This is a genomic window from Campylobacter ureolyticus (assembly GCF_013372225.1).
GTDB classification, from domain to species: Bacteria; Campylobacterota; Campylobacteria; order Campylobacterales; family Campylobacteraceae; genus Campylobacter_B; species Campylobacter_B ureolyticus.
Window position 1 is genome coordinate 1,759,151 of sequence record NZ_CP053832.1, and the last position, 26,582, is coordinate 1,785,732.

32 protein-coding genes are annotated in these 26,582 nt (G+C 29.3%); 30 read left to right on the forward strand and 2 right to left on the reverse strand.

Going from position 1 to position 26,582, the window contains the following annotated elements; all coding sequences use genetic code 11:
- Positions 1–5: 5 nt before the first annotated feature.
- Complete coding sequence (locus CURT_RS09010) at positions 6–623, reverse strand: hypothetical protein (RefSeq protein ID WP_018713395.1); 618 nt, start codon at positions 621–623, stop codon at positions 6–8.
- 153 nt (positions 624–776) lie between these two features.
- Between CURT_RS09010 and CURT_RS09015 the strand changes: the two genes are divergently transcribed.
- From CURT_RS09015 to nuoN, 14 genes are read left to right on the forward strand one after another with little or no spacing between them, the layout of a single operon-like run.
- Positions 777–1,160: an NAD(P)H-quinone oxidoreductase subunit 3 gene (locus CURT_RS09015; RefSeq protein WP_018713396.1), complete on the forward strand. Its 384-nt coding sequence runs from the start codon at positions 777–779 to the stop codon at positions 1,158–1,160.
- On the forward strand, positions 1,148–1,651 hold the full coding sequence (locus CURT_RS09020; protein ID WP_016646394.1) for a NuoB/complex I 20 kDa subunit family protein: 504 nt from the start codon (positions 1,148–1,150) through the stop codon (positions 1,649–1,651). The genes CURT_RS09015 and CURT_RS09020 overlap by 13 nt, the downstream gene beginning before the upstream one ends.
- A complete protein-coding gene (locus CURT_RS09025) occupies positions 1,651–2,388 on the forward strand; it encodes an NADH-quinone oxidoreductase subunit C (protein ID WP_018713397.1) in 738 nt (245 codons plus the stop codon). Before CURT_RS09020 ends, CURT_RS09025 begins: the two co-directional genes overlap by 1 nt.
- Before the next feature lie 2 nt (positions 2,389–2,390).
- Positions 2,391–3,614, forward strand: a complete 1,224-nt coding sequence (nuoD, locus tag CURT_RS09030; RefSeq protein WP_018713398.1) for an NADH dehydrogenase (quinone) subunit D — start codon at positions 2,391–2,393, stop codon at positions 3,612–3,614.
- Positions 3,614–3,844: an NADH-ubiquinone oxidoreductase subunit E family protein gene (locus CURT_RS09035; protein ID WP_018713399.1), complete on the forward strand. Its 231-nt coding sequence runs from the start codon at positions 3,614–3,616 to the stop codon at positions 3,842–3,844. The genes nuoD and CURT_RS09035 overlap by 1 nt, the downstream gene beginning before the upstream one ends.
- The gene (locus CURT_RS09040; RefSeq protein ID WP_018713400.1) at positions 3,841–4,527 is read left to right on the forward strand and encodes a hypothetical protein; all 687 of its coding nucleotides are present in this window, start codon (positions 3,841–3,843) and stop codon (positions 4,525–4,527) included. The genes CURT_RS09035 and CURT_RS09040 overlap by 4 nt, the downstream gene beginning before the upstream one ends.
- 47 nt (positions 4,528–4,574) lie before the next feature.
- Positions 4,575–6,782: an NADH-quinone oxidoreductase subunit G gene (locus CURT_RS09045; RefSeq protein ID WP_018713401.1), complete on the forward strand. Its 2,208-nt coding sequence runs from the start codon at positions 4,575–4,577 to the stop codon at positions 6,780–6,782.
- Complete coding sequence (nuoH, locus tag CURT_RS09050; protein ID WP_018713402.1) at positions 6,776–7,756, forward strand: NADH-quinone oxidoreductase subunit NuoH; 981 nt, start codon at positions 6,776–6,778, stop codon at positions 7,754–7,756. The genes CURT_RS09045 and nuoH overlap by 7 nt, the downstream gene beginning before the upstream one ends.
- 9 nt (positions 7,757–7,765) lie before the next feature.
- The gene (nuoI, locus tag CURT_RS09055; protein ID WP_018713403.1) at positions 7,766–8,347 is read left to right on the forward strand and encodes an NADH-quinone oxidoreductase subunit NuoI; all 582 of its coding nucleotides are present in this window, start codon (positions 7,766–7,768) and stop codon (positions 8,345–8,347) included.
- Positions 8,344–8,865 (forward strand): NADH-quinone oxidoreductase subunit J, encoded by a 522-nt coding sequence (locus CURT_RS09060; protein WP_018713404.1) that lies wholly within the window; start codon positions 8,344–8,346, stop codon positions 8,863–8,865. The genes nuoI and CURT_RS09060 overlap by 4 nt, the downstream gene beginning before the upstream one ends.
- Positions 8,862–9,176 (forward strand): NADH-quinone oxidoreductase subunit NuoK, encoded by a 315-nt coding sequence (gene nuoK, locus CURT_RS09065; protein ID WP_018713405.1) that lies wholly within the window; start codon positions 8,862–8,864, stop codon positions 9,174–9,176. The genes CURT_RS09060 and nuoK overlap by 4 nt, the downstream gene beginning before the upstream one ends.
- Positions 9,169–11,004: an NADH-quinone oxidoreductase subunit L gene (gene nuoL, locus CURT_RS09070; RefSeq protein WP_018713406.1), complete on the forward strand. Its 1,836-nt coding sequence runs from the start codon at positions 9,169–9,171 to the stop codon at positions 11,002–11,004. Before nuoK ends, nuoL begins: the two co-directional genes overlap by 8 nt.
- Positions 10,995–12,518 carry an NADH-quinone oxidoreductase subunit M gene (locus CURT_RS09075; RefSeq protein ID WP_018713407.1) on the forward strand — a complete coding sequence of 508 codons (1,524 nt, stop codon included), beginning with the start codon at positions 10,995–10,997 and terminating at the stop codon, positions 12,516–12,518. Before nuoL ends, CURT_RS09075 begins: the two co-directional genes overlap by 10 nt.
- Positions 12,508–13,947, forward strand: a complete 1,440-nt coding sequence (gene nuoN / locus CURT_RS09080; protein ID WP_018713408.1) for an NADH-quinone oxidoreductase subunit NuoN — start codon at positions 12,508–12,510, stop codon at positions 13,945–13,947. Before CURT_RS09075 ends, nuoN begins: the two co-directional genes overlap by 11 nt.
- On the opposite strand, the gene miaA is transcribed toward nuoN, so the two are convergent.
- Positions 13,915–14,811 carry a tRNA (adenosine(37)-N6)-dimethylallyltransferase MiaA gene (gene miaA, locus CURT_RS09085; protein ID WP_018713409.1) on the reverse strand — a complete coding sequence of 299 codons (897 nt, stop codon included), beginning with the start codon at positions 14,809–14,811 and terminating at the stop codon, positions 13,915–13,917. The two genes, nuoN and miaA, sit on opposite strands and share 33 nt — an antisense overlap.
- Positions 14,812–14,896: 85 nt before the next feature.
- Here miaA and mqnP point away from each other — a divergent pair, with 85 nt between their 5' ends.
- From mqnP to trxA, 16 genes are all read left to right on the forward strand, one after another.
- Positions 14,897–15,769: a menaquinone biosynthesis prenyltransferase MqnP gene (mqnP, locus tag CURT_RS09090; protein WP_018713410.1), complete on the forward strand. Its 873-nt coding sequence runs from the start codon at positions 14,897–14,899 to the stop codon at positions 15,767–15,769.
- Positions 15,770–16,073: 304 nt separating this feature from the next.
- Entirely contained in the window at positions 16,074–16,367 is a 294-nt protein-coding gene (locus CURT_RS09095) for a hypothetical protein (RefSeq protein ID WP_016646332.1), read from the forward strand.
- 56 nt (positions 16,368–16,423) lie between these two features.
- Complete coding sequence (gene moaA, locus CURT_RS09100) at positions 16,424–17,395, forward strand: GTP 3',8-cyclase MoaA (RefSeq protein ID WP_018713411.1); 972 nt, start codon at positions 16,424–16,426, stop codon at positions 17,393–17,395.
- Positions 17,396–17,434: 39 nt separating this feature from the next.
- Positions 17,435–18,187, forward strand: a complete 753-nt coding sequence (locus CURT_RS09105) for a 7-carboxy-7-deazaguanine synthase QueE (RefSeq protein WP_018713412.1) — start codon at positions 17,435–17,437, stop codon at positions 18,185–18,187.
- Positions 18,184–18,765, forward strand: coding sequence for a 6-pyruvoyl trahydropterin synthase family protein (locus CURT_RS09110; protein WP_018713413.1), 582 nt, complete (start codon positions 18,184–18,186; stop codon positions 18,763–18,765). The genes CURT_RS09105 and CURT_RS09110 overlap by 4 nt, the downstream gene beginning before the upstream one ends.
- Positions 18,766–19,161, forward strand: a complete 396-nt coding sequence (locus CURT_RS09115; RefSeq protein WP_018713414.1) for a hypothetical protein — start codon at positions 18,766–18,768, stop codon at positions 19,159–19,161.
- Positions 19,162–19,812 (forward strand): 16S rRNA (uracil(1498)-N(3))-methyltransferase, encoded by a 651-nt coding sequence (locus CURT_RS09120; RefSeq protein ID WP_018713415.1) that lies wholly within the window; start codon positions 19,162–19,164, stop codon positions 19,810–19,812.
- 80 nt (positions 19,813–19,892) lie between these two features.
- On the forward strand, positions 19,893–20,093 hold the full coding sequence (gene rpmE / locus CURT_RS09125) for a 50S ribosomal protein L31 (RefSeq protein WP_016646326.1): 201 nt from the start codon (positions 19,893–19,895) through the stop codon (positions 20,091–20,093).
- Positions 20,094–20,906, forward strand: a complete 813-nt coding sequence (gene rsmI / locus CURT_RS09130; RefSeq protein ID WP_018713416.1) for a 16S rRNA (cytidine(1402)-2'-O)-methyltransferase — start codon at positions 20,094–20,096, stop codon at positions 20,904–20,906.
- Between the two features lie 35 nt (positions 20,907–20,941).
- Complete coding sequence (gene rlmB, locus CURT_RS09135) at positions 20,942–21,622, forward strand: 23S rRNA (guanosine(2251)-2'-O)-methyltransferase RlmB (protein WP_018713417.1); 681 nt, start codon at positions 20,942–20,944, stop codon at positions 21,620–21,622.
- Complete coding sequence (locus CURT_RS09140; protein ID WP_018713418.1) at positions 21,609–22,583, forward strand: hypothetical protein; 975 nt, start codon at positions 21,609–21,611, stop codon at positions 22,581–22,583. The genes rlmB and CURT_RS09140 overlap by 14 nt, the downstream gene beginning before the upstream one ends.
- The gene (locus CURT_RS09145) at positions 22,577–23,326 is read left to right on the forward strand and encodes a hypothetical protein (protein WP_018713419.1); all 750 of its coding nucleotides are present in this window, start codon (positions 22,577–22,579) and stop codon (positions 23,324–23,326) included. The genes CURT_RS09140 and CURT_RS09145 overlap by 7 nt, the downstream gene beginning before the upstream one ends.
- A gap of 13 nt (positions 23,327–23,339) precedes the next feature.
- The gene (locus CURT_RS09150) at positions 23,340–24,548 is read left to right on the forward strand and encodes an LL-diaminopimelate aminotransferase (RefSeq protein WP_018713420.1); all 1,209 of its coding nucleotides are present in this window, start codon (positions 23,340–23,342) and stop codon (positions 24,546–24,548) included.
- The gene (locus tag CURT_RS09155) at positions 24,545–25,804 is read left to right on the forward strand and encodes a homoserine dehydrogenase (RefSeq protein WP_018713421.1); all 1,260 of its coding nucleotides are present in this window, start codon (positions 24,545–24,547) and stop codon (positions 25,802–25,804) included. The genes CURT_RS09150 and CURT_RS09155 overlap by 4 nt, the downstream gene beginning before the upstream one ends.
- Positions 25,805–25,806: 2 nt before the next feature.
- Entirely contained in the window at positions 25,807–26,145 is a 339-nt protein-coding gene (locus CURT_RS09160; protein WP_018713422.1) for a YraN family protein, read from the forward strand.
- 74 nt (positions 26,146–26,219) lie between these two features.
- Positions 26,220–26,534 (forward strand): thioredoxin, encoded by a 315-nt coding sequence (trxA, locus tag CURT_RS09165; RefSeq protein ID WP_016646318.1) that lies wholly within the window; start codon positions 26,220–26,222, stop codon positions 26,532–26,534.
- Positions 26,535–26,582 lie beyond the last annotated feature (48 nt).

Below are 26,582 nucleotides of genomic sequence, written 5' to 3' on the forward strand. Positions count from 1 at the left end.
TCCGTTTAATTTGCCAAATTTATAGCTTTTAGTATATCAACGGCATTATTACTATAATCATTAGCTAAAGCTTTTTGAAAAATTGGCCCAATTTGAGCGTAGCTGGTATTTCCCATACCAAAAAATGTTTTTTCACCATAAATTCTATCTGATTTACTTATGACTTTATTATAAATTTCCATTCCATTTTTATAAATTTTTAAATTTAAAGTATAATTTACAAAAGGTTTTGAATCTACATTAAATCCATCAGCACTATAAAACCCATAACCAAATCTATAAATTTCAGGCATTACTATAAGATCGTTTGAACTTAGAATTTCTTTGTTTGTGCTAAATTCTAAATTTGAAAAAGCTCTTTTAAAGAAATTTAAACTCTCGTTTTTTACAAACTCTCCAATATCTATCTTTAAATTGTCTTCACCTAAAGATGTGCTTGACTTGATACTTTGCGAGCCAAGTGCTGAAGCATCCATATAAATATATGTTTTTTGTAGTGGCTTTTTAACAGCGATATTATGAGATGTATCTTTTACTTCAAGATTTTTATTATATTCAGCAGTTTGTGAGCATCCAGCAAAAAATCCAGATAAAATAAGTAGTGAAATAACTAGTTTTTTCATAATTTTTTCCTTTTGTTTAAAAAATATAGACTTAATTTTAGCATATTTTTATAAATTTATGAGTGGCTTAAAAATAGCCTTAAAATTATAAATTTATTCTGTTTAAAGTTTAAATTCATTATAATTGAAGCATTTTATGTAATGAGGTTGTTTATGTCGCACATGTATTTTGCTCATCCATATTTTGGTGCTTTTATAATGCTTGTTTTATCATTTGTTATTTTTGGCCTCATAACTGAGTTATCGGTCTATCTTGGAAACAAATTTGCAAACAAAAATGATGAGTTGCTAAAAAATGCTATTTATGAGTCAGGTCCTGCATCAGTAATTCAACCAAACCGCATAAACTCAAATTTTTATCTAATAGCTGTACTTTTTATTTTATTTGATGTAGAAATTATCTTTATGTTTCCTTGGGCTGTAAATTTCAAAATTTTAGGAATTTTTGGGCTAATTGAGATGATTTTATTTTTGGCATTTTTAGCTATAGGATTTGTTTATGCTTGGCATAAAGGAGCTTTGGATTGGATAAGATAAATTACGCGCAAAATAACGGTGCTCCAGTTATCCTAACAACAATTGACAAAATTGTTAATTGGGGTAGAAGCAATAGCCTTTGGGCTGCAAACTACGGACTTGCATGTTGTGCGATAGAGATGATGGCAACAGGTGCTGGAAGATTTGACTTTGATAGATTTGGTGTTATTTTTAGAGCAAGTATAAAACAATCCGAAGTTATGATAATTGCAGGAACTTTAACAAAAAAACACGCTGAATTTACAAGAAGACTTTACGATGCGATGCCAGAGCCAAAATGGGTAATTAGCATGGGAAGTTGCGCAAACACAGGTGGTATGTTTAACACCTATTCAACAGTTCAAGGATGCGATAGGATAATACCTGTTGATATTTATATACCAGGATGTGCACCACGCCCAGAAACACTTCAATACGCACTTATGATACTTCAAAAAAAGATTAGAAAACAAAGTGCAAATAGAAGTCAAAAACCAAAAAGGCTTGTTTGATGAGATTTGAAATTCCAAAAGAAAGTGATAAATTTGAAGTTATTAACTCAGAATTTGAAGCAGAATTAAAAGTGCTTGAGAAATTTGAAATAAAAGAGTCATATATAGAGTTTGATAATTTAGTTATTTTTATAAACAGCAATGATAATTTTGAAATCTTAAAGTCTTTAAAAGAGTTTGGATATGATATTTTAAGTGATCTTAGTGGAATTGATTTTGTAAATGAAAAAGAGGCAATTTGCGTTTTTTATCAGCTTTTAAACACAAAACTTAAAAAAAGAATGAGAGTAAAATGCTTTGTAAAAAACGGCGAGTTTTTACAAAGTGTTACAAAACTTTTCAAAAGTGCGAATTGGAGCGAAAGAGAGCTTTATGATATGTTTGGAGTACTAATTAAAAATCATCCAAATTTAAAAAGAATTTTAATGCCAGATGATTGGTTTGGGCATCCACTTTTAAAAACATATCCTTTACAAGGTGATGAAAAAGCAAAATGGTATGAAATAGATAAAATTTTTGGCAAAGAAAATAGAGATAAATTTAAAGAAGAAAATAGAGATAGTGCTTTTGTTGATAGTAAAGACTACTTTAATTTTGCAAAACTTTATCATGAAAGCGAATATGGCAATCCACCAAGCGATGAAGCATCCATGCAAGAGTATCAAGAAGATGGTGGAGTTTTGCTTGTTAAAAAGGCAAAAATGCAAAAATTTAAAACAATTAAAAAAAGAAGATAGTAATGCAAAACCCTACCAAGCTAAAACCATTTTTTGAAAATATAGAATTTACAAAACAAAACTCAAATATGATTTTAAACTTTGGACCTCAACACCCAGCAGCTCATGGTCAACTAAGACTTATGCTTGAACTTGATGGCGAAAAAGTGATAAAAGCAAGTCCTGGGATTGGATACATGCACAGAGGTATGGAAAAAATGGCTGAAAATGCCCTTTACAATGAATTTGTTCCAGTAACTGATAGGATTGATTATACAGCTGCAAGTGGAAATAACTATGGGTTTTGCGGCGCAGTGGAAAAACTTTGTGGTATTGAAGTTCCAAGAAGGGCTCAAATTATAAGAACTATAATTTTAGAGCTAAACAGAATACAAGCTCATCTTTTATATGTTGGTACTCAAGCTTTAGATGTTGGAGCAATGACAGTTTTTTTATATGCTTTTAGAGAAAGAGAATTTGTATTGGATTTATTAGAAAAATATTGCGGTGCAAGACTTACTCAAAACTCTATAAAAATAGGAGGAGTTTTTTTAGACCTGTATGATGGTTTTTTAGATGATCTTTACGATGTTTGCAACAAAATTTTAAACGGTCTAAAAGATTATGAAACCTTGCTTAATAATAATAGAATTTGGCTTTTAAGGATGCAAGGCGTTGGAGTTATTTCAAAAGAGTTAGCACTAAGTTATGCATGTAGTGGAGTTATGCTTAGAGCAAGCGGAGTAAAGTATGATATTAGAAAAGAAGAGCCTTATTTAATTTATGATGAGCTTGAGTTTGATGTACCATATTCGGATGAGGGAGATTGTTACGCAAGATATAAATGTTATATTGCCGAAATAAAAGAAAGTGTTAAAATTTTAAGACAATGTGCAAAACTATACCTTGAAAGCGATACACAAATTTTAGCAAAAAGTGAGTTTGTAAGCCCAACAAAAGAAGAAATTATGACGCAAAACTACTCTTTAATGAAACATTTTGTCCTAGTAACTCAAGGCATAAAACCACCGATTGGTGAGATTTATTTCCCAACAGAGGCTAATAAAGGAGAACTTGGCTTTTATATATATTCAACTGGAGAAAATATGCCTTATAGACTCAAAATAAGAGCGCCATCTTTTTGGCATTGTGCAATTTATGAAGATCTCCTAGTCGGTGGATACATAGCAGACATTTCAGCTATAATTTGCAGTACAAATATAATTTTAGGTGAAGTTGATAGATAATGAAAAGATATGATTTAAGGCATTTAAAAGCTAACTTTTTAACAAGAATGGGAGAACTTGTAAAATCAAGTAAAAATGGTGAAGTAAGTCAGTTTATCTTTGAAATAGGGGATTTTTCAAGTGTAGAAAAAAGTGCAAACTTAATAAATGGCCTAAACTCTACACTTTTAAACTCAATAAAATTTAATAGAAGTGATTGGATAATCACAGTAAAAAAAGGAAAAATATGAAAATTTTTAATATAACACCAAATTTGAGCTTTCAAAACCCTGACTTAGTAGAAAAATTTCACAATGCTAGCTTCTTAACTCTTAGTCCTATGGAAGATGAAAAACTACAAAACAATATCTTTGTAAAGTGTGAAATTTCAAGCGAAGCATATGTCTTAATGATGATAGCTTCTGAAATTTGTAAAGATTTAGAAAATGAAGATATTGGGTTTTTGAGTGGAGAAAGTAGTGTTGGCGAAGAGGAGATTGAAGAAATTGTAGATTTTTTAAAAGACGCTAATTTTATAATAACAGATGAAAATATGTTAAATTTTCATAAAGATAAAGAAAATATCAAAGCACTTTTAAATCTAATAGCTTCAAATTTTAATCTTAAAATTATTGACTCAGCTGGAAATAAACTAGATTTAAAGAGTGCAAATTTAGGCGAATTAAAAGAACTTGATAATTTTGATGGTGCAGTTGTTTATAAGCACACAAAAGATGATGAATTTAAAGGTGGAAATTATTTTAAAATAGTTTCAAAAGTTAAAGATGGTGAACTTGTAACCATAAAATCAAAAAATTTAAACATTACAAAAACTTTTAAATTTGATAAAAATTTAAAAGGCACGATAGCATTTTTAGGTGTAAAAAACCTTGACAACTATGCTTTTGAAGTTGTAAAAACTCATAAGGCATAAAATGGTAAGTTTTTAAATGCTAAAACTTAAAAAAACAAAGGTTTTAAATGGGTAAGATAACTATAAACGGACAAATTTGCGAGTTTGTTGATGGCAAGAGCATACTAAAAGTCGCACGAGAAAATGATATTTTTATACCTGCGATTTGCTACGTAAGTTGCTGTTCTCCAACTCTTGCTTGCAGGCTTTGTATGGTGGAGGCTGATGGAAAAATAGTTTATAGTTGCAATGCCAAAGCAAAAGACGGACAAAATGTTATAACAAACTCACCCGAGCTTCATTTGGCAAGAAAAGAGATAATGAAAACCTATCTTATTAACCACCCTTTGGAATGTGGAGTTTGTGATCAAAGCGGAGAGTGTGAACTTCAAAATTATACTTTAATGCTTGGAGTTGATGAGGTAAATTACTCAATTAAAGAAACTCACAAGCCCATTAAAAACTTCAGTGAATTTATCGATTATGATCCAAGCTTATGCATAGTTTGTGAAAGATGCATTACAGTATGCAAGGATAAAATAGGTGAAAATGCACTAAAAACAACTCCAAGAAACGCAGATATGCCACCAAAAGAGCTAAAAGAGAGTATGCAAAAAGATGCTTATGCAGTTTGGAATAAATTTCAAAAAAGCCTGATTGAACAATATAAAAGTTGTTCTAACTGTGGAGAATGCGAAGCTGTTTGTCCAGTTGGAGCACTTGGGATAAAATACTTTACCTATTCATCAAATGCTTGGGAGCTAAAAAAAATAGCCTCATCAAACCCACACTCAAGTGATTGTGAATTAATATATTATGAAGTAAAACAAAAAGGTATTGAAGATAGTGATTTAAAAATTTATAGAGTTACAAATGATTATGAATTTGGTGAAATAAATAAAGCTGCAAGATTTGGCTTTGATTTTCACAATGAAAACGCCCATAAAAATGAGAGCAAATTCAATAAAATTATCAATTTAATTAAAAACAATGAAATTAAAAATATCAAATTTAATAGTTTTATAACAAACGAAGAGGCGCAAATTTTATCAAATTTAAAAGAAAAATTTGAATTAAATTTAATAAATGATGAAGCTTTAAAATACCAAAATTTCTTACAAAATTTTGAAAAATACTCTGGAAAAACTCTTTTTTCAGCAAATTCCCAAAACATCAAAAATGCTGATTTTATAGTAGTTGCAGATAGTTTTCTAAGACATGATAATCCAAATTTATCATACAAACTAAACAATGCTTTAAAGATAAATAAAGCAAACGCTATTTATTTTCACACCATAAAAGATAGCGTGGTTGAAAGCTTTTCAAAAAACTTACTATTTTGCAAACACGATCCAAAATTTGATATAGAGATTTTGCTATTAATTCTTTTTAAATTTGGTAAAAATTTACCTAGTTGGCTTGAAAAATATAAAATTAACTACTTTGAAACCCTAAATTTAGATGAGAGTGAGTTTGACAAACTTGCTCTTGATAAAAAAGAGCTTGTTTTAATTATTGGAGAGGATTTTATATTTAGTAAAAATGCTGAAAATTTAGCAAAACTAACTGGCATGATAGAGGCTTTTACTCCTTTTAAAACTCTCATTATTCCGCCACGAACAAACTCTTTAGGTGTTGTTTTAAACTGCAAGCTAGATGATGTTTTTCAAAATGGAAAAACTCTAGGATATAATGAAAATGGCGATTTTAAATTTGGTATTTTTAATTCTGATTTAGACGCGCCTGCACTAACCCAGCAAAATGGAAGTTTTACAAACTATGACAAAAGAGTTGTGCCGGTTAAAAAAGCACTAAATTATAAAGGTTATTATTTAAGTGACCTTGCAAAAGCCCTTAACGTTGAGGCTCCAAAAATTACAAATTTAGATAATTTTTATAAAAATAGCGGCGAAAACTGCAGAGGTTACGAGATAAAGCCTAAAATTTATAACCCAAAAACAGATGAGTTTAAAATCACAAATTTAAATGAAAATTTAGAAAATTTCATCTACAAAGCAAATCAAATCGGAGCTTTTAGTAAATTTACAAATACTTGCAAGTTTTTAAAAAGTGAAGTTTTTCTTTACGCAGGAGCTGATTTTATGCAAAAATTTGACCTAAAAGAAGGGGATTTAGTTCAGGTAGACAATGAAAAAGTAAAAGTAAAAAAAGATAATGAAATTGATGGGGCTTATCTTCCATTTTATGATGAAAATTTAGAATTTGGTTTTAAGACAAGATATAAAGAAATAGAATTAAAGGCTATTAAATGCTAATACTTCAAAGCATTATAAAATCTCTTGTAATAATTGCTGTAATTGCATCACTTGCCGGACTTGGAACTTATGCTGAAAGAAAAGTTTTAGCTTATATGCAGCGCCGTATCGGGCCTTGGATGGTTGGACCTTTGGGGCTAGGTCAAATTTTAGCTGATATGATAAAACTTTTTTTTAAAGAAGATGTAATCCCTCAAAAATCAGCCAAATTTGCCTTTATCCTTGCGCCTTTAATCTCTGTAACTGCTGCATTTGTAGCAATGGCTCCAATACCATTTTTACCAGAATTTACACTTTTTGGGCAAAAAGTTCATCCAATTTTAAGCGATATAGGTGTTGGTGTTTTATTTGTTTTAGCAGCTAGTTCAACTTGTGTTTATGGGCTTATAATAGCAGGATTATCAAGCTATAATAAATGGAGTTTAATTGGTTCAATGAGAGCTGTTATGCAGCTTGTTAGTTTTGAGGTTATAAATGGCTTGAGCCTAATTCCAATTATTATGCTTGTTGGCTCACTTTCAATAATTGATATAGTAAATGCTCAAAGTGGCGGAATTGGAGCATGGTTTATTTGGAAGCAACCAATTTGTTTTATTGCATTTTTAATTGCCTCATTTATAGAGTGTAATAGAACTCCACTTTGCTTAACAGAAAACGATCCTGAATTAATTGCTGGTGTTACAACGCCTTATGGTGGAATGAGATTTGGTATGTTTTTTATAGCTGAGTATGCAAATATGATAACCTACTCTGTTTTAATAGCTCTAATTTTCTTTGGTGGATTTAACCAAATTTGGTTTATACCAGGTGGTATTGTTATGATTTTAAAATCGAGCTTTTTTTTCTTTTTGTTTTTATGGGCAAGAGCTACTTTTCCACACTTAAGAGCAGATCAGTTAATGGGACTTTGCTGGAAAGTTCTAATGCCACTATGCTTGGTGATGATTTTTTTAACAGGTATTGTGAATATTTAAGGAGATAAAATGAGTTACATAAAAGTTGACAATAGAATAAAAGCAATATCTAAAAAAGAAAAACTAAAACGCTTTTTAAAAAGAACTTTTAGTCCAGATTTATTTATAGGGCTTAGTCTTACTTTTAAAGAAATGGTTAAAAAAAATAATTCCCACACTCTTTTATATCCTTTTGAGAAAATGGAGCTAAACTCTCGTTATCGTGGAGTTCATTCACTGCAAAGACTTCTTGAAAGTGGCAATGAAAGATGTATTGGTTGTGGACTTTGCGAAAAAATTTGCATAAGTAAATGTATTAGAATGGAGACTTTTTTAGCTGGTGATGGTAGAAAAAAGGTAAAAAACTACTCTATAAATTTGGGAAGATGTGTATATTGTGGGCTTTGTGCAGATGTTTGTCCAGAGTTAGCTATAGTTCATATAAAAGAGTATGAGTTTGCAAGCGAGCAAAGAGCATATTATGCATTTAAGGATGAGCTTTTAAGTAAAAATATAAAAGAACAAGAGGAATTTAGTGGATACGGCTCATATCTACAAGATGATAAAATAAGACTTACTCCAACTGATTTTTTAGATAAGGAAAATTTATGATAGAAACAATTGGATTTTACTTTTTTAGCATTATGAGTATTTTTCTTTTTGCAATAAGTGTTTTTTCTACAAAAGTCTTATATTCAATGAGCGCATTAGCTGGTGGTATGATTTTTATATCAGGATTATTTTTTCTACTAAATGCTGAGTTTTTAGGAGTTATACAAATTTTAGTTTATACAGGTGCAGTTGTTGTTTTATACTCATTTTCAATGATGTTTTTTGACTCAAATATAGAATTTAAAGAAGATAAAAAATCTTTTAAAATTATTTTTTCACTCTCTATAATATCAGCAATCTTGCTTTTTATGATGATTTTAGCCCCAATAAAAGCAAAAAGCTTATCCTCAAGTTACCCCATTATCGAAGGAGCAAGAAATACTGATTTACTTGGTATTATTTTATTTACTAAATATATCGTTGCCTTTGAAATTTGTGCAACCTTGCTTTTAGCTGCGATGATTTGTGCCATAGTTTTAACCCATAAAGAGATGGATAAAAAAGGAGATATCTTATGATAATAGGACTAAATCACTATCTTTTTGTAAGTATTTGCATGTTTATTTTAGGACTTATTGGGGTTATGAAAAGATCAAATCTAATAATGCTTTTTATCTCAACTGAAATTTTGCTAAATGCAGCAAATGTTGCACTAGTAGCTATTGGTGAATATAAAGCTGACTTAAACGGGCAAGTTTTTGCTATTTTTATAATAGGTATCGCAGCTAGCGAATTAGCAGTTGGACTTGGACTTTTAGTTAGATTTTATAAAAAAACTGGCTCATTTAGCATTCAAGATCTGCAGACAGTAGGACAAAAAGATGATTGATTTTTTCCTAATCTCTTTATTTTTACCACTTACCTCATCACTAATTGCAGGTTTTTTTCCTAAAAAATCTTTCACTATAGGCATAATATCATCACTTTTAATGATAATTAGCACAATTAGTTCATTTATTTTATTAGAAGCAGTTTTAGAAAGAGGAAGTATAAATATTTTTTTAAGTCATTTTATAAATGTAGGGTTTTTAGATTTAAGCTACTCTTTTATGCTTGATAGTGTGAGTGTTGTGATGGCTGTTATGGTCGGTATAGTAGCAAGCGTTGTGTATATTTACTCCATCTGGTATATGGCAAATGATGATGGCTTTAACCGCTTTTTTTCCTATCTTGGACTTTTTGTTTTTTCAATGCTTGTTTTGGTATTAAGTGATAATTTTATAGGCTTATTTATAGGTTGGGAAGGCGTTGGACTTTGCTCTTGGTTATTAATTGGTTTTTGGTATCAAAGAGATAAAATTAGCTGGTTTGCAAACGAGGCTTTTATAATGAATAGAATAGCAGATCTTGGCATACTAATAGCTCTATTTCTAATATATAAAAACCTAGGAAGTCTTAAATATGAAACTGTTTTTTCTACAATCTCAAATTTAGATAAAATTAACATAACCTTAATTGCTGGGCTTTTATTTTTTGGAGCAATGGGAAAATCAGCTCAGTTTCCATTTCACACATGGTTAGCTGATGCGATGGCAGGACCAACACCTGTTTCAGCCCTAATACACGCAGCCACTATGGTAACAGCTGGCGTTTATCTAGTAATTAGAGCAAATGAAATTTTCATAAACGCAGCTTTTGTAAGTGAGTTTATAGTAATTTTAGGAGTTTTTGTAGCACTTTTTGGTGCATCAATGGCACTTGTAAATGATGATCTAAAAAAAATCATTGCCTATTCAACACTTTCGCAACTTGGATATATGTTTGTTGCAGCAGGACTTGGGGCGTATTGGATTGCCCTATTTCATCTAATTACTCACGCATTTTTTAAATCCCTTTTGTTTTTATGTGCAGGAAATATAATGCATGCAATGAATGATGATTTAAATATTCAAAAAATGGGCGGACTAAATCAGTTTTTAAAACCAACTTTTGTACTAATGACTATTGCAAGCTTAGCCTTAGTTGGAATTTATCCATTTGCTGGATTTTTCTCAAAAGATAAAATTTTAGAAGCTGCATTTTATAGTCAAAATTTTATGGTTTGGGCTTGCTTGCTAGTTGGAGCTATGATGACAGCATTTTATAGTTTTAGGCTTATAATGCTTGTATTTTTTGGTAAAACCAAATTTACTCACAAACCACATGATGCAAGAGTTTTTGTCATCATATCTTTAAGTGTTTTAGCAGTTTTATCTGCAATATCTGGCTTTTTTGAAGGAAATTTCCATAAATTTATCATAAGCACAACTGGTGATTTTAACATGAAAGAAAGCAATCAAATCTTTCTTATTTCTATAACTTTGTTTTGCGTTATATCATCAGCTTTATTTGCAATTTATGCTTATAAATTTAACATATTTAAAGAAAATTTAAAAGAAAATATCTTTTATAAGCTGTTAAAAAACGAATACTACATTCCTAAAATTTATGAAACTATTTTTATAAAACCATACTATAAAATGGCTGAAATTTGCTCAAAAATTGATAATTTTGCCATAGACAAATCAGTTGATTTTATAGCAAAATCACTGCTTTTACTTTCTAATAAATTTGATAAAACAAACACTTCAAATTTATCTTTTATGCTTAGATATTTTGTTTTTGGCTTTACAATACTGCTTATTTTGGCTTTTATTTTGGAGGCGTTATGGAGTTAAGTATAGTTCTTTTTTTTCCGCTATTTGCAGCATTTTTTGGATTTTTTGTAGATGAAAAAAGTATAAAAACTTATGCCATTATAACCTCTTTCATAGAGTTATGTTTAACACTATTTTTATGGTATAAATTTGATGCTATAAATAACTCAATTATGCTTGAAGTTATTCCTTTTATTCCAAATTTAGGGATAAATTACATTCTTGGAATTGATGGAATATCTTTGTTTTTAGTAATTTTGAGTGCATTTATTTGTTTTGTTAGTTTAATTAGCTTAAATATCTCAAAAAGAAAAAAACATCTAATAATTTCTATTTTATTATTAGAAATGACGATGATGGGTGTTTTTCTAAGCTTAGATGCTATACTTTTTTATATATTTTGGGAGCTCTCACTCATTCCTATGCTTTATATAATTGGTTTTTGGGGAAGTGAAAATAAAATTTACGCTGCAATTAAATTTTTTATCTATACCTTTTTTGGTTCGATTTTCATGCTTTTAGGGCTTATTTTTATGGCATATTTACACTATAAAACAACTGGAAGTTACAGCTTTAGCATACTTGATTGGCAAAGACTAGCAATTCCTAAAAACACCCAAATTTGGCTATTTTTAGCTTTTGGTATTGCATTTGCTATTAAAACTCCGCTTTTTCCGTTTCACACTTGGCTTCCGTATGCTCACGGAAAAGCCCCGACAATAGGCTCTATTTTATTAGCTGCAGTTCTTCTTAAAATGGGAACTTATGGTTTTGTAAGATTTTCTTTGCCGATATTTCCAGATGCAAGTTATTATTTTGCAAATTTTATCTGTATAATTGCCATAATAATGGTAATTTACACCTCTTTTATCGCGTTTTATCAAAAAGATATAAAGCAAGTTATTGCATATAGCTCAATTGCTCATATGGGTGTTATAATGCTTGGAATTTTTTCAATGAGCATTGAAGGGATTAGTGGAGCGATATTTTTTATGGTAAGTCATGGACTTGTAAGCGGTGGACTTTTTATGTTGATTGGCTTTATCTATGATAGAACGCACACAAAAGAAATGGCTAAATTTGGTGGCCTTGCTAAAATTATGCCAATATATGCGACTATTTTTTGCATAATGATTCTTGGAGGTATTGGACTGCCTTTAACAAGTGGATTTGTGGGTGAGTTTTTAAGCCTTTTGGGTATTTTTAAAACTAACCCATGGTTTGCTGTACTTGGTGGCTTTGGCATTATAATGGGTGCAATTTACAGTCTAAATTTATATAAACTTACTTTTTTTGGAAAAATTACCAATAAAGCAAATTTAACTTTGCCTGATTTAAAACCATTTGAGCTTTGTGCCATAATTCCTATTTTAGTTTTAGTTTTAGTTTTAGGGATTTTTCCAAATACACTTTTGGTTTGGATAAATGACGGTGTTTTAAATCTGCTTTCATTTATGTATGATAAAGCCAGTGATGAAACCACAACCAAATTTATAAAATCAGCAAATGAACTAAGGATGATATATGGTAAATAAAGTTATTTTTGACATTGAAAAATTAAATATGCTTTGCCTTTTTCCAATTGCCTTTTTAATATTATTTGGAGTTTTTTTGCTCATAATAGGTATGATAAAAAAGGATTTAACAAGTAAATTTTATCTAAGCCTAACAAGTTTAGCACTAGTTTTTGATTTAGGCTTTATCCTTACATTTAGTGGAGATTTAAGGGGATTTTTTAATCTGATATTATTAGATGGTGTTGCTATTTTAAGTGCAACAATTATAATTTTAACATCTTTATTTTTTTTACTTTTTAGTTTTGCTAGAAATGAATTTGAAGAGTATCAAAAAAGTGAGTTTTACACTCTATTTTTATTTATGATATCTGGCTTCAATACGATGATAATGAGCGATAATCTAATTCTAATTATTCTTGGGCTTGAGCTTTCAAGCCTTTGTCTTTATACTCTAATAGCCTTAAAAAACACAACCAAAAGTGTAGAGGCAGCCATTAAATATTTTGTAATGGGAGCTTTAGGAAGTGCTTTTTTTGTATTTGGAGCTGGACTTTTATACTTAAGCCTTGGAAGCGTAGAGCTTTATGAAATGAATTATTCTTTAAAAAATTTAGAAAGCAACTGGCTTTTAATAATTTCATCTATTTTTATAATAACAGGTCTTGGATTTAAGGTATCGCTTGTGCCATTTCATACTTGGCTTAGTGATATTTACAACTCATCAAATGAAATTTTAGCTGGATTTATATCTATCGTTCCAAAGTTAGCAGCTTTTATTGTTGTGCTTAGAGTATTTGATCTGCTTTTAGGCATTGAAAGTGTTAAAAGCATACTTTTTATTTTAGCCATAATAACTATGAGTTTTGCAAATATTGTAGCCTTAAGCTCTAAAAATATTAAAAAAATGCTTACATTTAGCTCAATCTCTCATGCAGGGTTTATCCTAGGAGCAATTTTTATAAACTCAACAGATGCAAACGTGGGGCTATTTTTATATTGGATAATGTTTTCTTTTGCAAATTTAGGTGCTTTTGGCATACTTTGGAGCATAAAAAATGGGCATTATGATTATGAAAGCTTTAAGGGTTTAGCAAAGTCAAATTTAAGTATCTCCTTACTGATGTCACTTTTTATGTTAAGCCTTGCTGGAATTCCACCATTTAGTCTGTTTTGGGGTAAATTTTATATCTTAAGTGCAGCACTTGGCAAAGGATATGTAATTTTAGCTATTATAATGGCATTAAATTCTGCTATCGCCCTATTTTACTACCTAAAACTTGTTATAAATATGTTTTTATATGACGAAAAAAGCAAAATAAGCTTTGAAGAAAATGGCTTTATTAAATTTTCACTAATACTTTGTGCCGCTTTTTGTATTTTAGCACCTTTTGTAGTTAAATTTATACTTGCGTTTTTATATAATGCCACCATCTTTAGCGGTTTTTAAAACTTCTTTTAAGTGATATTTTAATTCATTTAAAGGAAGTGTTGTTTTGTTTTTAAACTGAGATTTAAAAAAAGTTCTTTGTCTTTTTGCAAGCTGAATTGTATGTGTAGTAATTAAATCCTCAAGCTTATCTATGGAAATTTCTTTTTTTAAATATTCTTTTGTTTCTTTTAAGCCAATTGAATTTAGTGCTTTTGGCTCTGAATTATACTTTGAAAAAAGCATTTTTGCTTCATCAATAAGACCATTTTTTATCATATTTTTTGTTCTTAGAGATATTCTTTTATCCAGAATTTCTTTTGGAGCTGAGATTTCATAAATTTTAAGATTTTCTATAACTGGTGGCAATGTGTTTTTTTCTAAAAAAAGTGATGGAATTTCACCTGTTTTTTGATAAATGCTATACCATTTATTGAGTCTATAAGTATCATTTTGACTAAATTTAGATGCAAACTTGGAATCAATTTTCAAGGCAAGGGTGTAAATTTCTAAATTTGATAAACCTGATTTTACATCCTCAATCTTTGGAGCAAGTCCATTTAACATAGATTTTAAGTAAAATCCACTTCCGCCAGTTATTATAAGAGGTTTATTTTTATTTTCAGCAAAATTTTTGGCTTTTTTATACTCATTTATAAAATCACCAACGCTAAAATGTTTATTTGGATAAGTCAAATTTATACCAAAATGTATTACTTTTTCTAACTCATCGTCACTTGGTTTTGCACTTGCTATATTTATATCTTTATAAATTGAAAGTGAATCAAGACTTAATATAACACAATCATACTCGCTCCCTAGCTCTATTGCTAAATCACTTTTTCCACTTGCAGTTGGCGCAATAATAGCAAACTCAAAAAACATATTTCCCCTAATTTGTGCAATTTTTAAAACTAATAATATATATTTTATCTTAAATTAGCTAAAATAAAAACTTTGAAAGGAATTAATGAAAAAATTTAGGCAAGTTTTAGCAGATATTAACGAACTTATTGTTTTTAAGCACTCAGTTTTTGCTCTACCGTTTATTTTTATAGCTATGATTACGGCTTCAAAACTTCAAAATAACACGATGTGGTTTGGCTGGAGGCTACTTATTTTAGGAATTTTATGTGCAGTAAGTGCAAGAAGTTTTGCTATGGCTTTTAATAGATATATGGACAAAGACATAGACGAACCAAACCCAAGATGTGCAAATAGACCAAGTGTTGATGGAAGAATCGGAAAGACAAATTTACTTATTTTCATAGGAGTAAATGCTTTAATTTTTATAGTAGTAGCATATTTTATAAATAGTTTAGCCTTTTATTTATCATTTCCAATTTTACTTTTTTTAGGTGGATATTCAATTTTTAAAAGATTTTCACAAACCGCTCATATAGTGCTTGGATTTTGTCTAGGGCTTGCTCCAATTGCAGGAAGTGTGGCAGTTTTAGGAGCTATTCCTCTTTGGGCTATTTTATTATGTTTTGGAGTTGCTTTTTGGGTAGCTGGGTTTGACATACTCTACTCACTTCAAGATATGGAATATGATAAAAAAGCTGGTCTTTATAGTATTCCAGCATGTTATGGAAGTAAGGCAGCTATGTTTATTTCAAGTATTTTTCACGCAATTACAATTTTATTTTGGTTGCTTTTTTGCATGGCTTCAAATTTGGGATTTTTTGCGTATTTAGGTGTTATAATTTCAGCTGTTATTTTGTATAAAGAACATGAGATTGTGAATAAAGACTTTACTAAAATAGACAAAGCATTTTTTACACTAAATGGTTATTTGGGAATAATGTTTTTTTGTTTTATATTTTTAGATTTGAAGATTTAAAAGCTTGGCATATTTAAATAAAAGTTTCTTAGCCCACTCGCTCACATACAAAAAGTATGCTCGCATCGTGGGACTAAAAAACTTTTGCCTAACTGCGCCTATTTTTTAAAATCTATGCTCCGCACTTTTAAAATTTACTAAAATTTTAAAAGTTATAAAAATAGATTTTCAAAAATAGGCGGTATTATAAAAAACTTTTTGAACTTTCAAGCAAGCGGACTTTGTGTCCGTGACTGCAGGAAGTTTGAAAAGTTTTTTAATAAGTTCGTCAAGATTTTAAATCTTTTTTAAAAAAGGAGAAAAAATGGATGCTAATAGCATTATTATTTTAGGACTTTGCGTAGTGCTTTTTATAGTGCTAATTTTACTTTATGTAAAAGATAGCCAAACAAATAAAAAATTTGATAGATATGATCATATAGTAAATGATAATATGAATGAAATTTTTATCTTAAAAAAAGAGGTTGCAAAACTAAAAGAAGAACTTGAAATGTTTGATATAGGCATACTTGCTGATGAACTTGATAAACAAATTGATGATAAGATTGAGCCTGTTATTAAGTCTTTGCAAAACATAGATAAGCTTGTTAATAAATAAATTTTATTTGTGCTAAATTTAAAAAAATCTTTTATAATCTAATAAAAGGATAAAAGATGTTAATAGATGGGCATGGAAGAATTGTTGATTATTTAAGAGTTTCTGTTACTGAAAGATGTAATTTTAGGTGCAAATACTGTATGCCAAATAAACCATTTGAATGGGTACCGCATGAAAAAATTTTAAGCTTTGAAGAGTTATTTTTATTTATAAAAGTTGCAATTGATGAGGGTGTTAAAAAAATAAGAATAACAGGCGGAGAACCTTTAGTTAGAAAAGATACTGATAAGTTTATAAAAATGATAAGTGATTATGCCCCAAATATTGACTTAGCAATGACTACAAATGGATACTTCTTAAAAGATTTTGCCAAAAAACTAAAAGATAGCGGACTAAAAAGAATTAATATGTCCCTTGATACCTTGAACAAGGAAAAAGCTTTTAAATTAACTGGAAAGAATGTACTTGAAAAAGTTGTAAGCGGCTTTGAGGAGGCCCTAAATGCTGGACTTAAAGTCAAATTAAATTGTGTGGCTTTAAAAAATTTTAACGATGATGAACTTGTGAGTCTTTTAGAATTTGCTAAAAATCATGGATGTGAAATTAGATTTATCGAATATATGGAAAATATCCATGCAAAAAACTTTTTAAAAAGTCTTAAAAAAGATGAAATCTTAACTATTCTATCAAGCAAATTTAAATTCAAAGAAAGTGTTAAAAAACTAAACTCTCCAGCTACCCTTTTTGAATTAGAAGATGGATATAGATTTGGAATAATTGATCCACATAAGCACGATTTTTGCAATACTTGCAATAGAATTAGGCTAAGTGCAGAAGGGCTTTTAATACCTTGTTTGTATTTTGAAGATGCACTAAGCATAAAAGAAGCTGTTAGAAACGGTGACATTATAAAAGCAAGTGAAATTTTAAGAGAGGTTTTAAAAAATAAACCTGAAAAAAATAGATGGGAAAACAGCATAAATCAAAATGAAATTTCAAGTAGAGCTTTTTATAAAACTGGTGGCTAAAATATGAATAAAGTTTTTTATATTTAGAGTAAAAGTTAAATGTCTTTAAATCTAGTTGAAGTATTTCACAGTATCCAAGGCGAGGGAAAATATACTGGTACAAATGCTATTTTCTTTCGTTTTGCTGGGTGTAATTTAAAATGTCCGGGCTTTAATGTAGTTAAAATTTCTCCAAAAACAGGGGAAATTTTAAAAGGGTGTGATACAATCAAAGCTGTTTTTACAAGTCATTTTAATTATGAAAAAATTGAATGCACAAAAACTCTTTTATCAAAAATTCCAAATTTAAATTATAAGCCAGCTATCATAATAACAGGCGGTGAGCCACTAATTCATCATAAAAATCCCATTTTTTATGATTTTATTAGCGAAATTTTACATCAAGGCTATGAAGTTCATTTTGAAACAAATGGAACGATTGAGATTGATTTTAAGAAATTTCCTCTTTATAAAAACTGCATTTATGCAATTTCCATAAAACTTTCAATCTCAGGCGAAACAAAAGATAAAAGGCTAAATTTTAAAGCTTTAAATTTATTAAAACAAAACACAAAAGAGTGCTTTTATAAATTTGTAATAAGTCCTAGCTTTAATCCAAATGATGAAATTTGTGAGATTTTAAACGCTATTAAAGACGCTAAAAAAAGCGATGTTTTTTGTATGCCACTAGCTAAAAACATAGATGAACTTAAAAAAAATGCTAAATTTGTATTTAATTTCTGTCTTGAAAACGGCTATAATTATACAGATAGAGTTCATATTAGAATATTTAACGATAAAGAGGGTATATGATAATAAGAAAAATTTATGACTTTGAAAATGCACATATTGTAAGATTTTGCTCTTCGAAGCGTTGCAGAACTAGTATTCACGGACACTCATATAGGTGTGAAGTAATGCTTAGCTCAAATTTTTTAGACAATGCTGGAATGGTATATGATTTTGGATTAATGAAACAAGGTATAAAAGTAATAATTGATAGTTTTGACCATGCTACAACACTTTTTTCAGGCGATAGCGATGAATATAAAAATGATATTAAAAAACACTCAAAAAGATGGATAGAAATTCCACAAAACCCAAGCGCAGAGCAGTTTTGTAGAGTTTTTTTTATTTTAATTGACAGACTTTTAAGTCTTACAAACATGAACAATAATGAAAAAAATGTCACACTTTATAGTATTATAGTTCATGAAACAGCCACTGGATATGCACAATGCTTTAGAGATGATGCATACAATGAAAATATGGGAAAAATAGAGCTTAAAGATATAAAATTTAGTCCTGAAATTTTAGCTGATTTAGATGATAAAGAATTTTTTACAAAACTTAAAAATGGCATTAAGTTTAATTTTTTAAAAGATTGCTAAATGATAGAATTTTATGATTTAAGTCTTGCTTTACATAGTTTTTTTTCAAAGTTTTTTATAGTTTTAAGCTTGATTTTTTTGATTTTGATTTTTTCTAACTCGCAAAATGGTATTAAATTTCATAAAAGAATAAGATTTTTTATACCGCTTTATAGTTTTAGTCTTTCAGCTTTAATTTTTACAGGCATTATAATGTTGCCTGTTATTAATTTTCACATAAGCTTTAAGGTTTTTTTGATGATTTTAGCTAGTATTATTTTTCCAGCATTTATTGGCATTAGTTTTAAAGCCTTAAAAAAAGGATATTACACAAAAAATTATGAAAATTTTAAGAAAAAAGCTAAAATTTTAGTTAGCATAATTTTAACAATTACACTTATTTTGGAGGTTTTATAAATGGTTTTTTTATATGATAAAAATGCCGGAGATGAGCTTTTAAAGATAAATGACTTTAAACATCTAAAAGCTAGACGCGTTCAGGAAAATCAAAGAATTGATATAAGAAATTTGAAAGATAATTATAATTATATTTATGAAATAACAGAAATTTCAAAAAAAGAAATCTCTTTAGAGCTTGTTTTTAAACATTCCCTGCCAAAAGATGAACTTTTTTTAAGTATTGCATGGGCAGTTGTAGATCCTATAGTTATAGAAAAAACTCTTCCAACTTTAAATGAAATCGGAGTTAAAAAGATATTTTTTGTCTATACTGAGTTCTCGCAAAAAAATTTTAAACTTGATTTAGGAAGATTTGAAAGAATTTTGATAAACTCATCACAACAATGTGGGCGAAACTCTATAATAAAGTTTGAAATTTACAGTAGTTTTGATGAGTTTTTAACTAAATTTAACAACATTGCGTTGGTAGATTTTGGTGGCGAAAAAATCCAAAATTTAAATAAAGATAAAATTTATTTTATAGGGCCTGAGGGTGGATTTAGTGAGAATGAAAGATTAAAAGTTAAAGATAAGATTGGACTAAACTCACCTTTTATTTTAAAATCAAATAGTGCTGTCGTAGGAATTGCATCAAAAATTTTACTTTAAATTTGATTTTTTATATTTTTTATAGTAAAATGCAAACTTATTCTAAATTCAAAACCAAAAAATATAAAAAGGAAAATTTTATGAAAAAAGATATTCATCCAGACTATATGGATTGCACTGTAACTTGTGCTTGTGGAAATGTTTTTGAAACAAAGTCAAACAAAAAAGAGCTAAGAGTTGATATCTGTTCAAAATGTCATCCATTTTTTACAGGAAGTGAAAAAATCGTAGATTCAGCAGGTAGAGTCGATAAATTTAAGAAAAAATACGGTATGAAATAATTGCTTTATTTTATTCCTACACCAATAGGAAATTTATCTGATGTATCCTTGCATATTTTAGAAGTTTTAGCCAAATGCGAAGTTATTTTTTGCGAGGATACAAGAGTTACTAAAAAATTTTTAAACCTACTCCAAACTCGCTATTCTTTAAAGCTAAAAGATGTATCTTTTTACTCACTCCATTCACACAATGAAGATGAAATTTTAAAAAATATTGATTTAAGTATTTTTAAAAAAATATGTGCATATATGAGCGATGCTGGAATGCCATGCATTAGCGATCCTGGAAATAGCTTAGTTAAATTTGCTCAAAAAAATAAAGTCGAATATGAAGTTTTAAGTGGCTCAAATGCCTTAATTTTGGCAGCTGTTGCAAGTGGGTTAGTAGAAAAAGAGTTTAGCTTTTTAGGTTTTTTACCAAACAAAGGCGATGAGAGAAAAGTAGCTATACAAAATGCTTTAAATTTACCCTATCCAGTGATAATTTATGAATCCCCGAAGAGGATTTTAAATTTAATAAAAACTATTTCAGGCCTAGACCCACAAAGAAAAATTTTTATCATAAAAGAAGCAACTAAAAAATTTGAAACAAAATATTTTGATAAAGCTATAAATTTAGCTCAAATTTTAGAAAATGAAAATTTAAATGGTGAGTTTTGCTTAGTGATAGACAAAAGTAAAAATACAAAGTTTGAAACCATTTTAGAAAGTGATATTTTAGATCTTGATATACCACCCAAACCAAAATCAAAACTTTTATCAAAAATTACAGGAATAAACCAAAAAAAAATTTATAAAAATTTAATAAAATAAGCTATTTTTTAAGCCTCTTTTGATATTATTTTAAAATGATAATTTATGGAAAACAGCTATTTTTACATCTGTTAAAAAACCACAAAGATGAGTTTTTAAAGATTTTTCTTGCCAAAGAGTGCGATAAGGCTTTATTTAGGGAGATTTCAAAGCTTAATATAAAAATAGAAAAACTTGACTTTAAAAAAGCTCAAGCCCTAGCAAGAGGTGGCAATCATCAAGGTTTTTTAGCTGAAGTTAAAGATTATAAGTTTAGTGAATTTAAAGATTTAGAATCTAAGAATTTTTTGGCAGTTTTATATAATCTAAGTGATGTTGGAAACATAGGCGCGATAGTTCGCTCAGCTTATGCACTTGGAGTTGATGGTGTAATTATCGTAACCAAAAGTTTAGCAATAGAGGGTATTATTAGATCTAGCAGTGGTGCTGCGTATGAAATACCAATTTGTAAATTCGAAGATGGGCTAACTCTTTTAAATGAGTTAAAGCAAGTTGGTTTTAAAATTTACGCATCAGATGCAAAAGGTAAAAATTTAAAAGAATTTGCTAGTAAAAAAGTGCTTGTAATGGGAAGTGAGGGCGAGGGAATTCCAAATAAGGCCATTCAAAAATGCGATGAATTAATCGGCATAAAAATGAGAAATAACTGGGATTCTTTAAATGTTAATGCAGCATTTGCAATATTTTGTGACAGGATGACAAATGGACAACAATAAAAATAACGCTTTAGAAAAATTAGAAAGTATTGGAATCAACGAAATAGCCAAAACAACGCATATTGAAGTTGATTATATAAGATGGATTTTACAAAAAGATTTTGACTCATTAAAAGAAACAAATGTAAAAGCATATATAAAGATACTTGAAAGAGAATACGAGGTTGATTTGCAGCCTTGGCTTGATGAGTTTAACGCAAACAACATAGAAGATTTAACCATAAAAAAAGAGACTAAATTTAATAACCCCTTAAAACAAAAAGTTGCAATAACAGAGCATAAAAAACTTCCTAAATTTTTATTTTGGCTAGTGTTACTTGTTATCATTGTTTGGGTTATTTTTAACTTTAAGCTTTACGAAATAGATAAGTTTTTAAATTTTAAAGACAATAAAACAGAAGTATATTCAACAAATTCTACAATGATAGATGAAACAAACTTAAAGCTTGAAAAAACAGGAATTGAAATTTTAAATCTTAATAACAAAACACCGGAGTTTAGCCTTAAAGAAACAGATTCTAACAACGAAGAAAATTTAGAAGAAGTAGCTGATGAAAATGAGAGTTTAAATGCCCTTGAAAAACTTACTCTATTAAACGAAGATGAGAATTTAAGCAATGAAAATTTAAGTAGTGAGAATTTGACTGATAAAGAACCTTTAAATGAAAATTTAGCAAAAGATCAAAAACAAGGCATAAACCCAACTGAGAAAATTTGGATAGGCATAATTGATTTAAAAACTGGTTCAAAAACCACAAAAACAACAGATAAATTCTTTGAATTTGATCTCAATAAAGATCAACTTATTCTAACAGGACACGGACTTTTTACACTAAACACAAAAGAAAAAGAAGAAAAATTTAATGATAAAAACCCACATAGATTTCTAATAAAAAAAGGCGATGTAAACGCGATAAGCTATGATGAGTTCTTAAAGCTAAATAAGGGCAAAGCGTGGTAAGAAGTTTAATTTTAACGCTATGTTTTTTAAGCTTAACATTTGGGGCAACACCTAAAGAAATATCACTAAATTTAGGCGGAGATGGTGAGGGTGTGAGTGAGTTTATAGATGAGTATCAAAACCCCGATATTAGAAGAATTACAAAAAAATTGATTGACGATAAAATTTTAAGCAACTACTCAAAAAACTCAAAAACTGAGATTGTTTTTAACTCAAATTCAAAAGGAGTTGTTTTATTAAAGCTTGCTAGTGATGTTTTAGAAGAGCTTGGATTTAAAAACTATCAAAATTTAGAATTTACAAACAACCAAAACTCAAGTTATAAAATTCTAATACTAGGCTCAAGAGTTTTAACTCCAGATAAAGTTTATGATGAGTTTAAAAAAAGATCAGCATATATCAAAAACGTATCAAGAAGAAATAATACCTTCATATACGAAGTAAACTTATCAAATTTAAATCTAGCGCCTGAGTTTATATACGACTTGCAAAAACCACAAAAACCATATTTTTTAAACATAAAAGGCAAAAATGAGATAAATATTATCTCTCAAAATATGGATGCTTGGCACCCTGAAATTAGAGTCTTTGATAATGAGTTAAATCTGTTACAAAGCATTAGAGAAGATGAGATAAAAAAAAGCTTAAACTTATCTATCCCAAAAGATGCGACCTATATACAAGTTGGCGATAGCGCTAGCTTAGATAACATAAAAAATGGACTTAAATTTAACCTTAAATAAAAAGGAGAATGCTATGTTTGATGAAATTCGTTTTAATAAAATAGAACGCCTTCCAAACTATGTTTTTGCTCAAATAAATGAAATAAAAATGAAAGCAAGACACGAAGGTAAAGATATAATCGACTTTTCTATGGGAAATCCCGATGGAAGAACTCCACAACACATTATTGATAAATTATGCCAAAGTGCAAACAAAGACAAAACCCATGGATATTCTGTTTCTCAAGGAATTTATAAATTAAGACTAGCATGTGCTTCTTGGTATAAAAGGAAATTTAATGTCACTCTTGATCCAGATAAAGAAATAGTTGCAACCATGGGAAGTAAAGAGGGATTTGTTCACTTAACAACAGCTATTATAAATCCTGGTGATGTAGCTGTAGTACCAGATCCTGCATACCCTATACATACTCAAGCTTTCATAATAGCTGGTGGAAATGTTGTAAAAATGCCACTAGTTTATGGGGAGGATTTCTTTTTAGATGAAGGTAAATTTTTTAAAGACTTAGAGCAAACTTTTGAAGAAAGCATTCCAAAACCAAAATATGTAGTTGTAAATTTCCCTCACAACCCAACAACCGCGGTTGTAAATTTAAGCTTTTACGAACGTCTTGTAAAAATGGCAAAAGAAAAAAGATTTTATGTAATTAGTGATATTGCTTATGCTGAGCTTTCTTTTGGTGAATATAAAACCCCATCTATATTAGAAGTTGAGGGAGCAAAAGATGTAGCAGTTGAGTTTTATACACTATCAAAAACTTATAATATGGCAGGCTGGAGAGTTGGTTTTATGTGCGGAAACCAAAAACTAGTAGCAGCTTTGAAAAAGATAAAATCATGGTTTGATTATGGTATGTTTACACCTATTCAAGTTGCCGCTACAATTGCACTTGATGGAGATCAAAGTTGCATTGATGAGATAAGATCAAAATATGAAAAAAGAAGAGATTTTTTAATAAAATCTTTTGAAAATGCTTCTTGGGAGATTAAAAAACCAGTTGCTTCTATGTTTGTTTGGGCAAAAATTCCAGAAAAATTTTCAAAAATAAAAAGTCTTGAGTTTAGTAAAAAACTGCTTGAGGAAGCAAATGTTGCAGTAAGTCCTGGAAGTGGCTTTGGAAGTGGCGGGGATCAGTTTGTAAGAATTGCTTTAATAGAAAATGAAAACCGAATCAAACAAGCAGCAAAAAATATAAAAAATTTCTTAAAAGGAAATGAATGAATGTAGCGATTTTAGGTGTTGGAACAGTTGGAAGTTCTGTTATTAAAATTTTACAAAAAAATAAAGATCTAATAAGTGCAAGAGCTGGAAAAGAGATAATTCCAGTAGTTGGCACAGTTAGAGACTTAAATAAAGATAGAGGCGTTAATATCCCACTAACTGATGATATTAAAAGTGTATTAAATAGAGATGATATAGATATTTATATTGAACTTATGGGTGGTGTTGAAAAGCCTTTTAATATAGTTAGCGAAATTTTAAAGAAAAAAAAGCCGGTTGTAACAGCAAATAAAGCCATGCTTGCATATCATAGATATGCCTTACAAAATCTTGCAAAAGATACGCCTTTTGGATTTGAAGCAAGTGTTGCAGGTGGCATTCCAATTATAAAAGCCCTAAGAGAGGGACTTAGCGCAAACAGAGTTGAAAAAATAGTAGGAATTTTAAATGGAACAAGCAACTATATCTTAACAGATATGATGCAAAATAACTCAAATTTTGAAGATGTGCTTAAAAAAGCTCAAAGTTTGGGTTATGCTGAGGCAGATCCAACTTTTGATGTTGATGGGATTGATGCAGCTCACAAGCTTTTGATTTTAAGCAGTATTGCTTATGGCGTTCATGGCGATCCTGAAGATATTTTAGTTAAAGGTATTAGAAAAATTTCAAATGAAGATATCTTTTTTGCAAAAGAGTTTGACTATACTATAAAACTTTTAGGAATTTCAAAAATAACTGATGGCAAGGCCGAGCTTAGAGTTCATCCAGCACTAATTAATAAAGATAGGATAATTGCCGAAGTTGATGGCGTGATGAATGCAGTTAGTATAAATTGTGATGCACTAAATGAAAGTATGTATTATGGTCCAGGTGCTGGAGGAGATGCAACTGCAAGTGCGGTTATTGCAGATCTTATAGACATCGCAAAAGGAAATAAAAACCCAATGCTTGGATATGCTCAAAATTTTAAAAAAATGGAGTTAATCGAACAAAAAAATATTCAAACAAAATACTATCTAAGAGTAAAAGTCGAAGATAGAACTGGAGTTTTAGCTAGCATTACAAATGTGATGAGCCAAAACAATATCTCAATAGATAGCTTTTTACAAAAACCAAGAAACAAGGGAGAAAAACACACCACACTTTATTTTACAACCCATTTAAGCCTTGAAGCAAACATTAAAAGAGTTATGGGAATTTTAGAAAATTTTGAATTTGTTTTAAATAGACCTTTTATGATAAGGATAGAAGAGTAAATTTGGGATTAAAAGAGTATATTTTTGGATTTAAAAGCGAAGAAAAAGCTATAAATTTTTTAAAAAAACTCAAATTTGAAATAATTGATCGAAATTTTAAAAGCAAATTTGGCGAAATTGACATCATCGCCAAAAAAGATGATGTTTATCATTTCATCGAGGTAAAAGCTACAAAGGGTGATTACGAAGCGATTTACCGCATAACTCCTCAAAAATTAGAAAAAATTTTAAAAACTTTAAATTTTTATCTTTTAAAAAATCCAGAAATTACAAACTACCAAGTTGATGCTTTGGTGTTTAAAAAAGATAAATTTGAATTTATAGAAAATATTACTATTTGATAATACATATTGTTTTTTGGTTAATAGTTTTTTCGATATAATTTATAATATTAATTTTTCTAAAAGGAGAAAAAATGGCAAAATACATAGAACTTACATCAAAAAATTTCGATGTAGCAAAAGAAGGCGTTAGTTTAGTTGATTTTTGGGCTCCATGGTGCGGACCTTGTAGAATGCTTGCTCCTGTTATTGATGAGTTAGCAGAAGAATTTGAAGGAAAAGCTAAAATTTGTAAAGTAAATACCGACGAAGAGCAAGACTTAGCAGTTGAATTTGGTATAAGAAGCATTCCAACTTTACTTTTCTTTAAAGATGGCGAGATAAAAGATCAACTTATTGGCGCTCAGTCAAAACAAGCAATCACTGATAAAATAAACTCACTTTTATAGTAAATTTGAAGCTTTTTAGCTTCAAATTTTATTATTAATCTATTTTTT

Bases quoted from the DNA above. Each gene is read 5' to 3' on its own strand.
- mqnP (WP_018713410.1), top strand. From the start codon at position 14,897: ATGAAAAAATTTAGGCAAGTTTTAGCAGATATTAACGAACTTATTGTT.
- rpmE (WP_016646326.1), top strand. From the start codon at position 19,893: ATGAAAAAAGATATTCATCCAGACTATATGGATTGCACTGTAACTTGT.
- nuoL (WP_018713406.1), top strand. From the start codon at position 9,169: ATGATTGATTTTTTCCTAATCTCTTTATTTTTACCACTTACCTCATCA.
- CURT_RS09150 (WP_018713420.1), top strand. From the start codon at position 23,340: ATGTTTGATGAAATTCGTTTTAATAAAATAGAACGCCTTCCAAACTAT.
- CURT_RS09140 (WP_018713418.1), top strand. From the start codon at position 21,609: ATGGACAACAATAAAAATAACGCTTTAGAAAAATTAGAAAGTATTGGA.
- CURT_RS09155 (WP_018713421.1), top strand. From the start codon at position 24,545: ATGAATGTAGCGATTTTAGGTGTTGGAACAGTTGGAAGTTCTGTTATT.
- nuoI (WP_018713403.1), top strand. From the start codon at position 7,766: ATGAGTTACATAAAAGTTGACAATAGAATAAAAGCAATATCTAAAAAA.
- CURT_RS09025 (WP_018713397.1), top strand. From the start codon at position 1,651: ATGAGATTTGAAATTCCAAAAGAAAGTGATAAATTTGAAGTTATTAAC.
- CURT_RS09015 (WP_018713396.1), top strand. From the start codon at position 777: ATGTCGCACATGTATTTTGCTCATCCATATTTTGGTGCTTTTATAATG.
- CURT_RS09060 (WP_018713404.1), top strand. From the start codon at position 8,344: ATGATAGAAACAATTGGATTTTACTTTTTTAGCATTATGAGTATTTTT.
- nuoD (WP_018713398.1), top strand. From the start codon at position 2,391: ATGCAAAACCCTACCAAGCTAAAACCATTTTTTGAAAATATAGAATTT.
- CURT_RS09075 (WP_018713407.1), top strand. From the start codon at position 10,995: ATGGAGTTAAGTATAGTTCTTTTTTTTCCGCTATTTGCAGCATTTTTT.
- CURT_RS09110 (WP_018713413.1), top strand. From the start codon at position 18,184: ATGATAATAAGAAAAATTTATGACTTTGAAAATGCACATATTGTAAGA.
- CURT_RS09115 (WP_018713414.1), top strand. From the start codon at position 18,766: ATGATAGAATTTTATGATTTAAGTCTTGCTTTACATAGTTTTTTTTCA.
- CURT_RS09040 (WP_018713400.1), top strand. From the start codon at position 3,841: ATGAAAATTTTTAATATAACACCAAATTTGAGCTTTCAAAACCCTGAC.
- trxA (WP_016646318.1), top strand. From the start codon at position 26,220: ATGGCAAAATACATAGAACTTACATCAAAAAATTTCGATGTAGCAAAA.
- nuoK (WP_018713405.1), top strand. From the start codon at position 8,862: ATGATAATAGGACTAAATCACTATCTTTTTGTAAGTATTTGCATGTTT.
- CURT_RS09010 (WP_018713395.1), bottom strand. From the start codon at position 623: ATGAAAAAACTAGTTATTTCACTACTTATTTTATCTGGATTTTTTGCT.
- miaA (WP_018713409.1), bottom strand. From the start codon at position 14,811: ATGTTTTTTGAGTTTGCTATTATTGCGCCAACTGCAAGTGGAAAAAGT.
- CURT_RS09045 (WP_018713401.1), top strand. From the start codon at position 4,575: ATGGGTAAGATAACTATAAACGGACAAATTTGCGAGTTTGTTGATGGC.
- CURT_RS09120 (WP_018713415.1), top strand. From the start codon at position 19,162: ATGGTTTTTTTATATGATAAAAATGCCGGAGATGAGCTTTTAAAGATA.
- nuoH (WP_018713402.1), top strand. From the start codon at position 6,776: ATGCTAATACTTCAAAGCATTATAAAATCTCTTGTAATAATTGCTGTA.
- nuoN (WP_018713408.1), top strand. From the start codon at position 12,508: ATGGTAAATAAAGTTATTTTTGACATTGAAAAATTAAATATGCTTTGC.
- CURT_RS09035 (WP_018713399.1), top strand. From the start codon at position 3,614: ATGAAAAGATATGATTTAAGGCATTTAAAAGCTAACTTTTTAACAAGA.
- CURT_RS09095 (WP_016646332.1), top strand. From the start codon at position 16,074: ATGGATGCTAATAGCATTATTATTTTAGGACTTTGCGTAGTGCTTTTT.
- moaA (WP_018713411.1), top strand. From the start codon at position 16,424: ATGTTAATAGATGGGCATGGAAGAATTGTTGATTATTTAAGAGTTTCT.
- rlmB (WP_018713417.1), top strand. From the start codon at position 20,942: ATGATAATTTATGGAAAACAGCTATTTTTACATCTGTTAAAAAACCAC.
- CURT_RS09105 (WP_018713412.1), top strand. From the start codon at position 17,435: ATGTCTTTAAATCTAGTTGAAGTATTTCACAGTATCCAAGGCGAGGGA.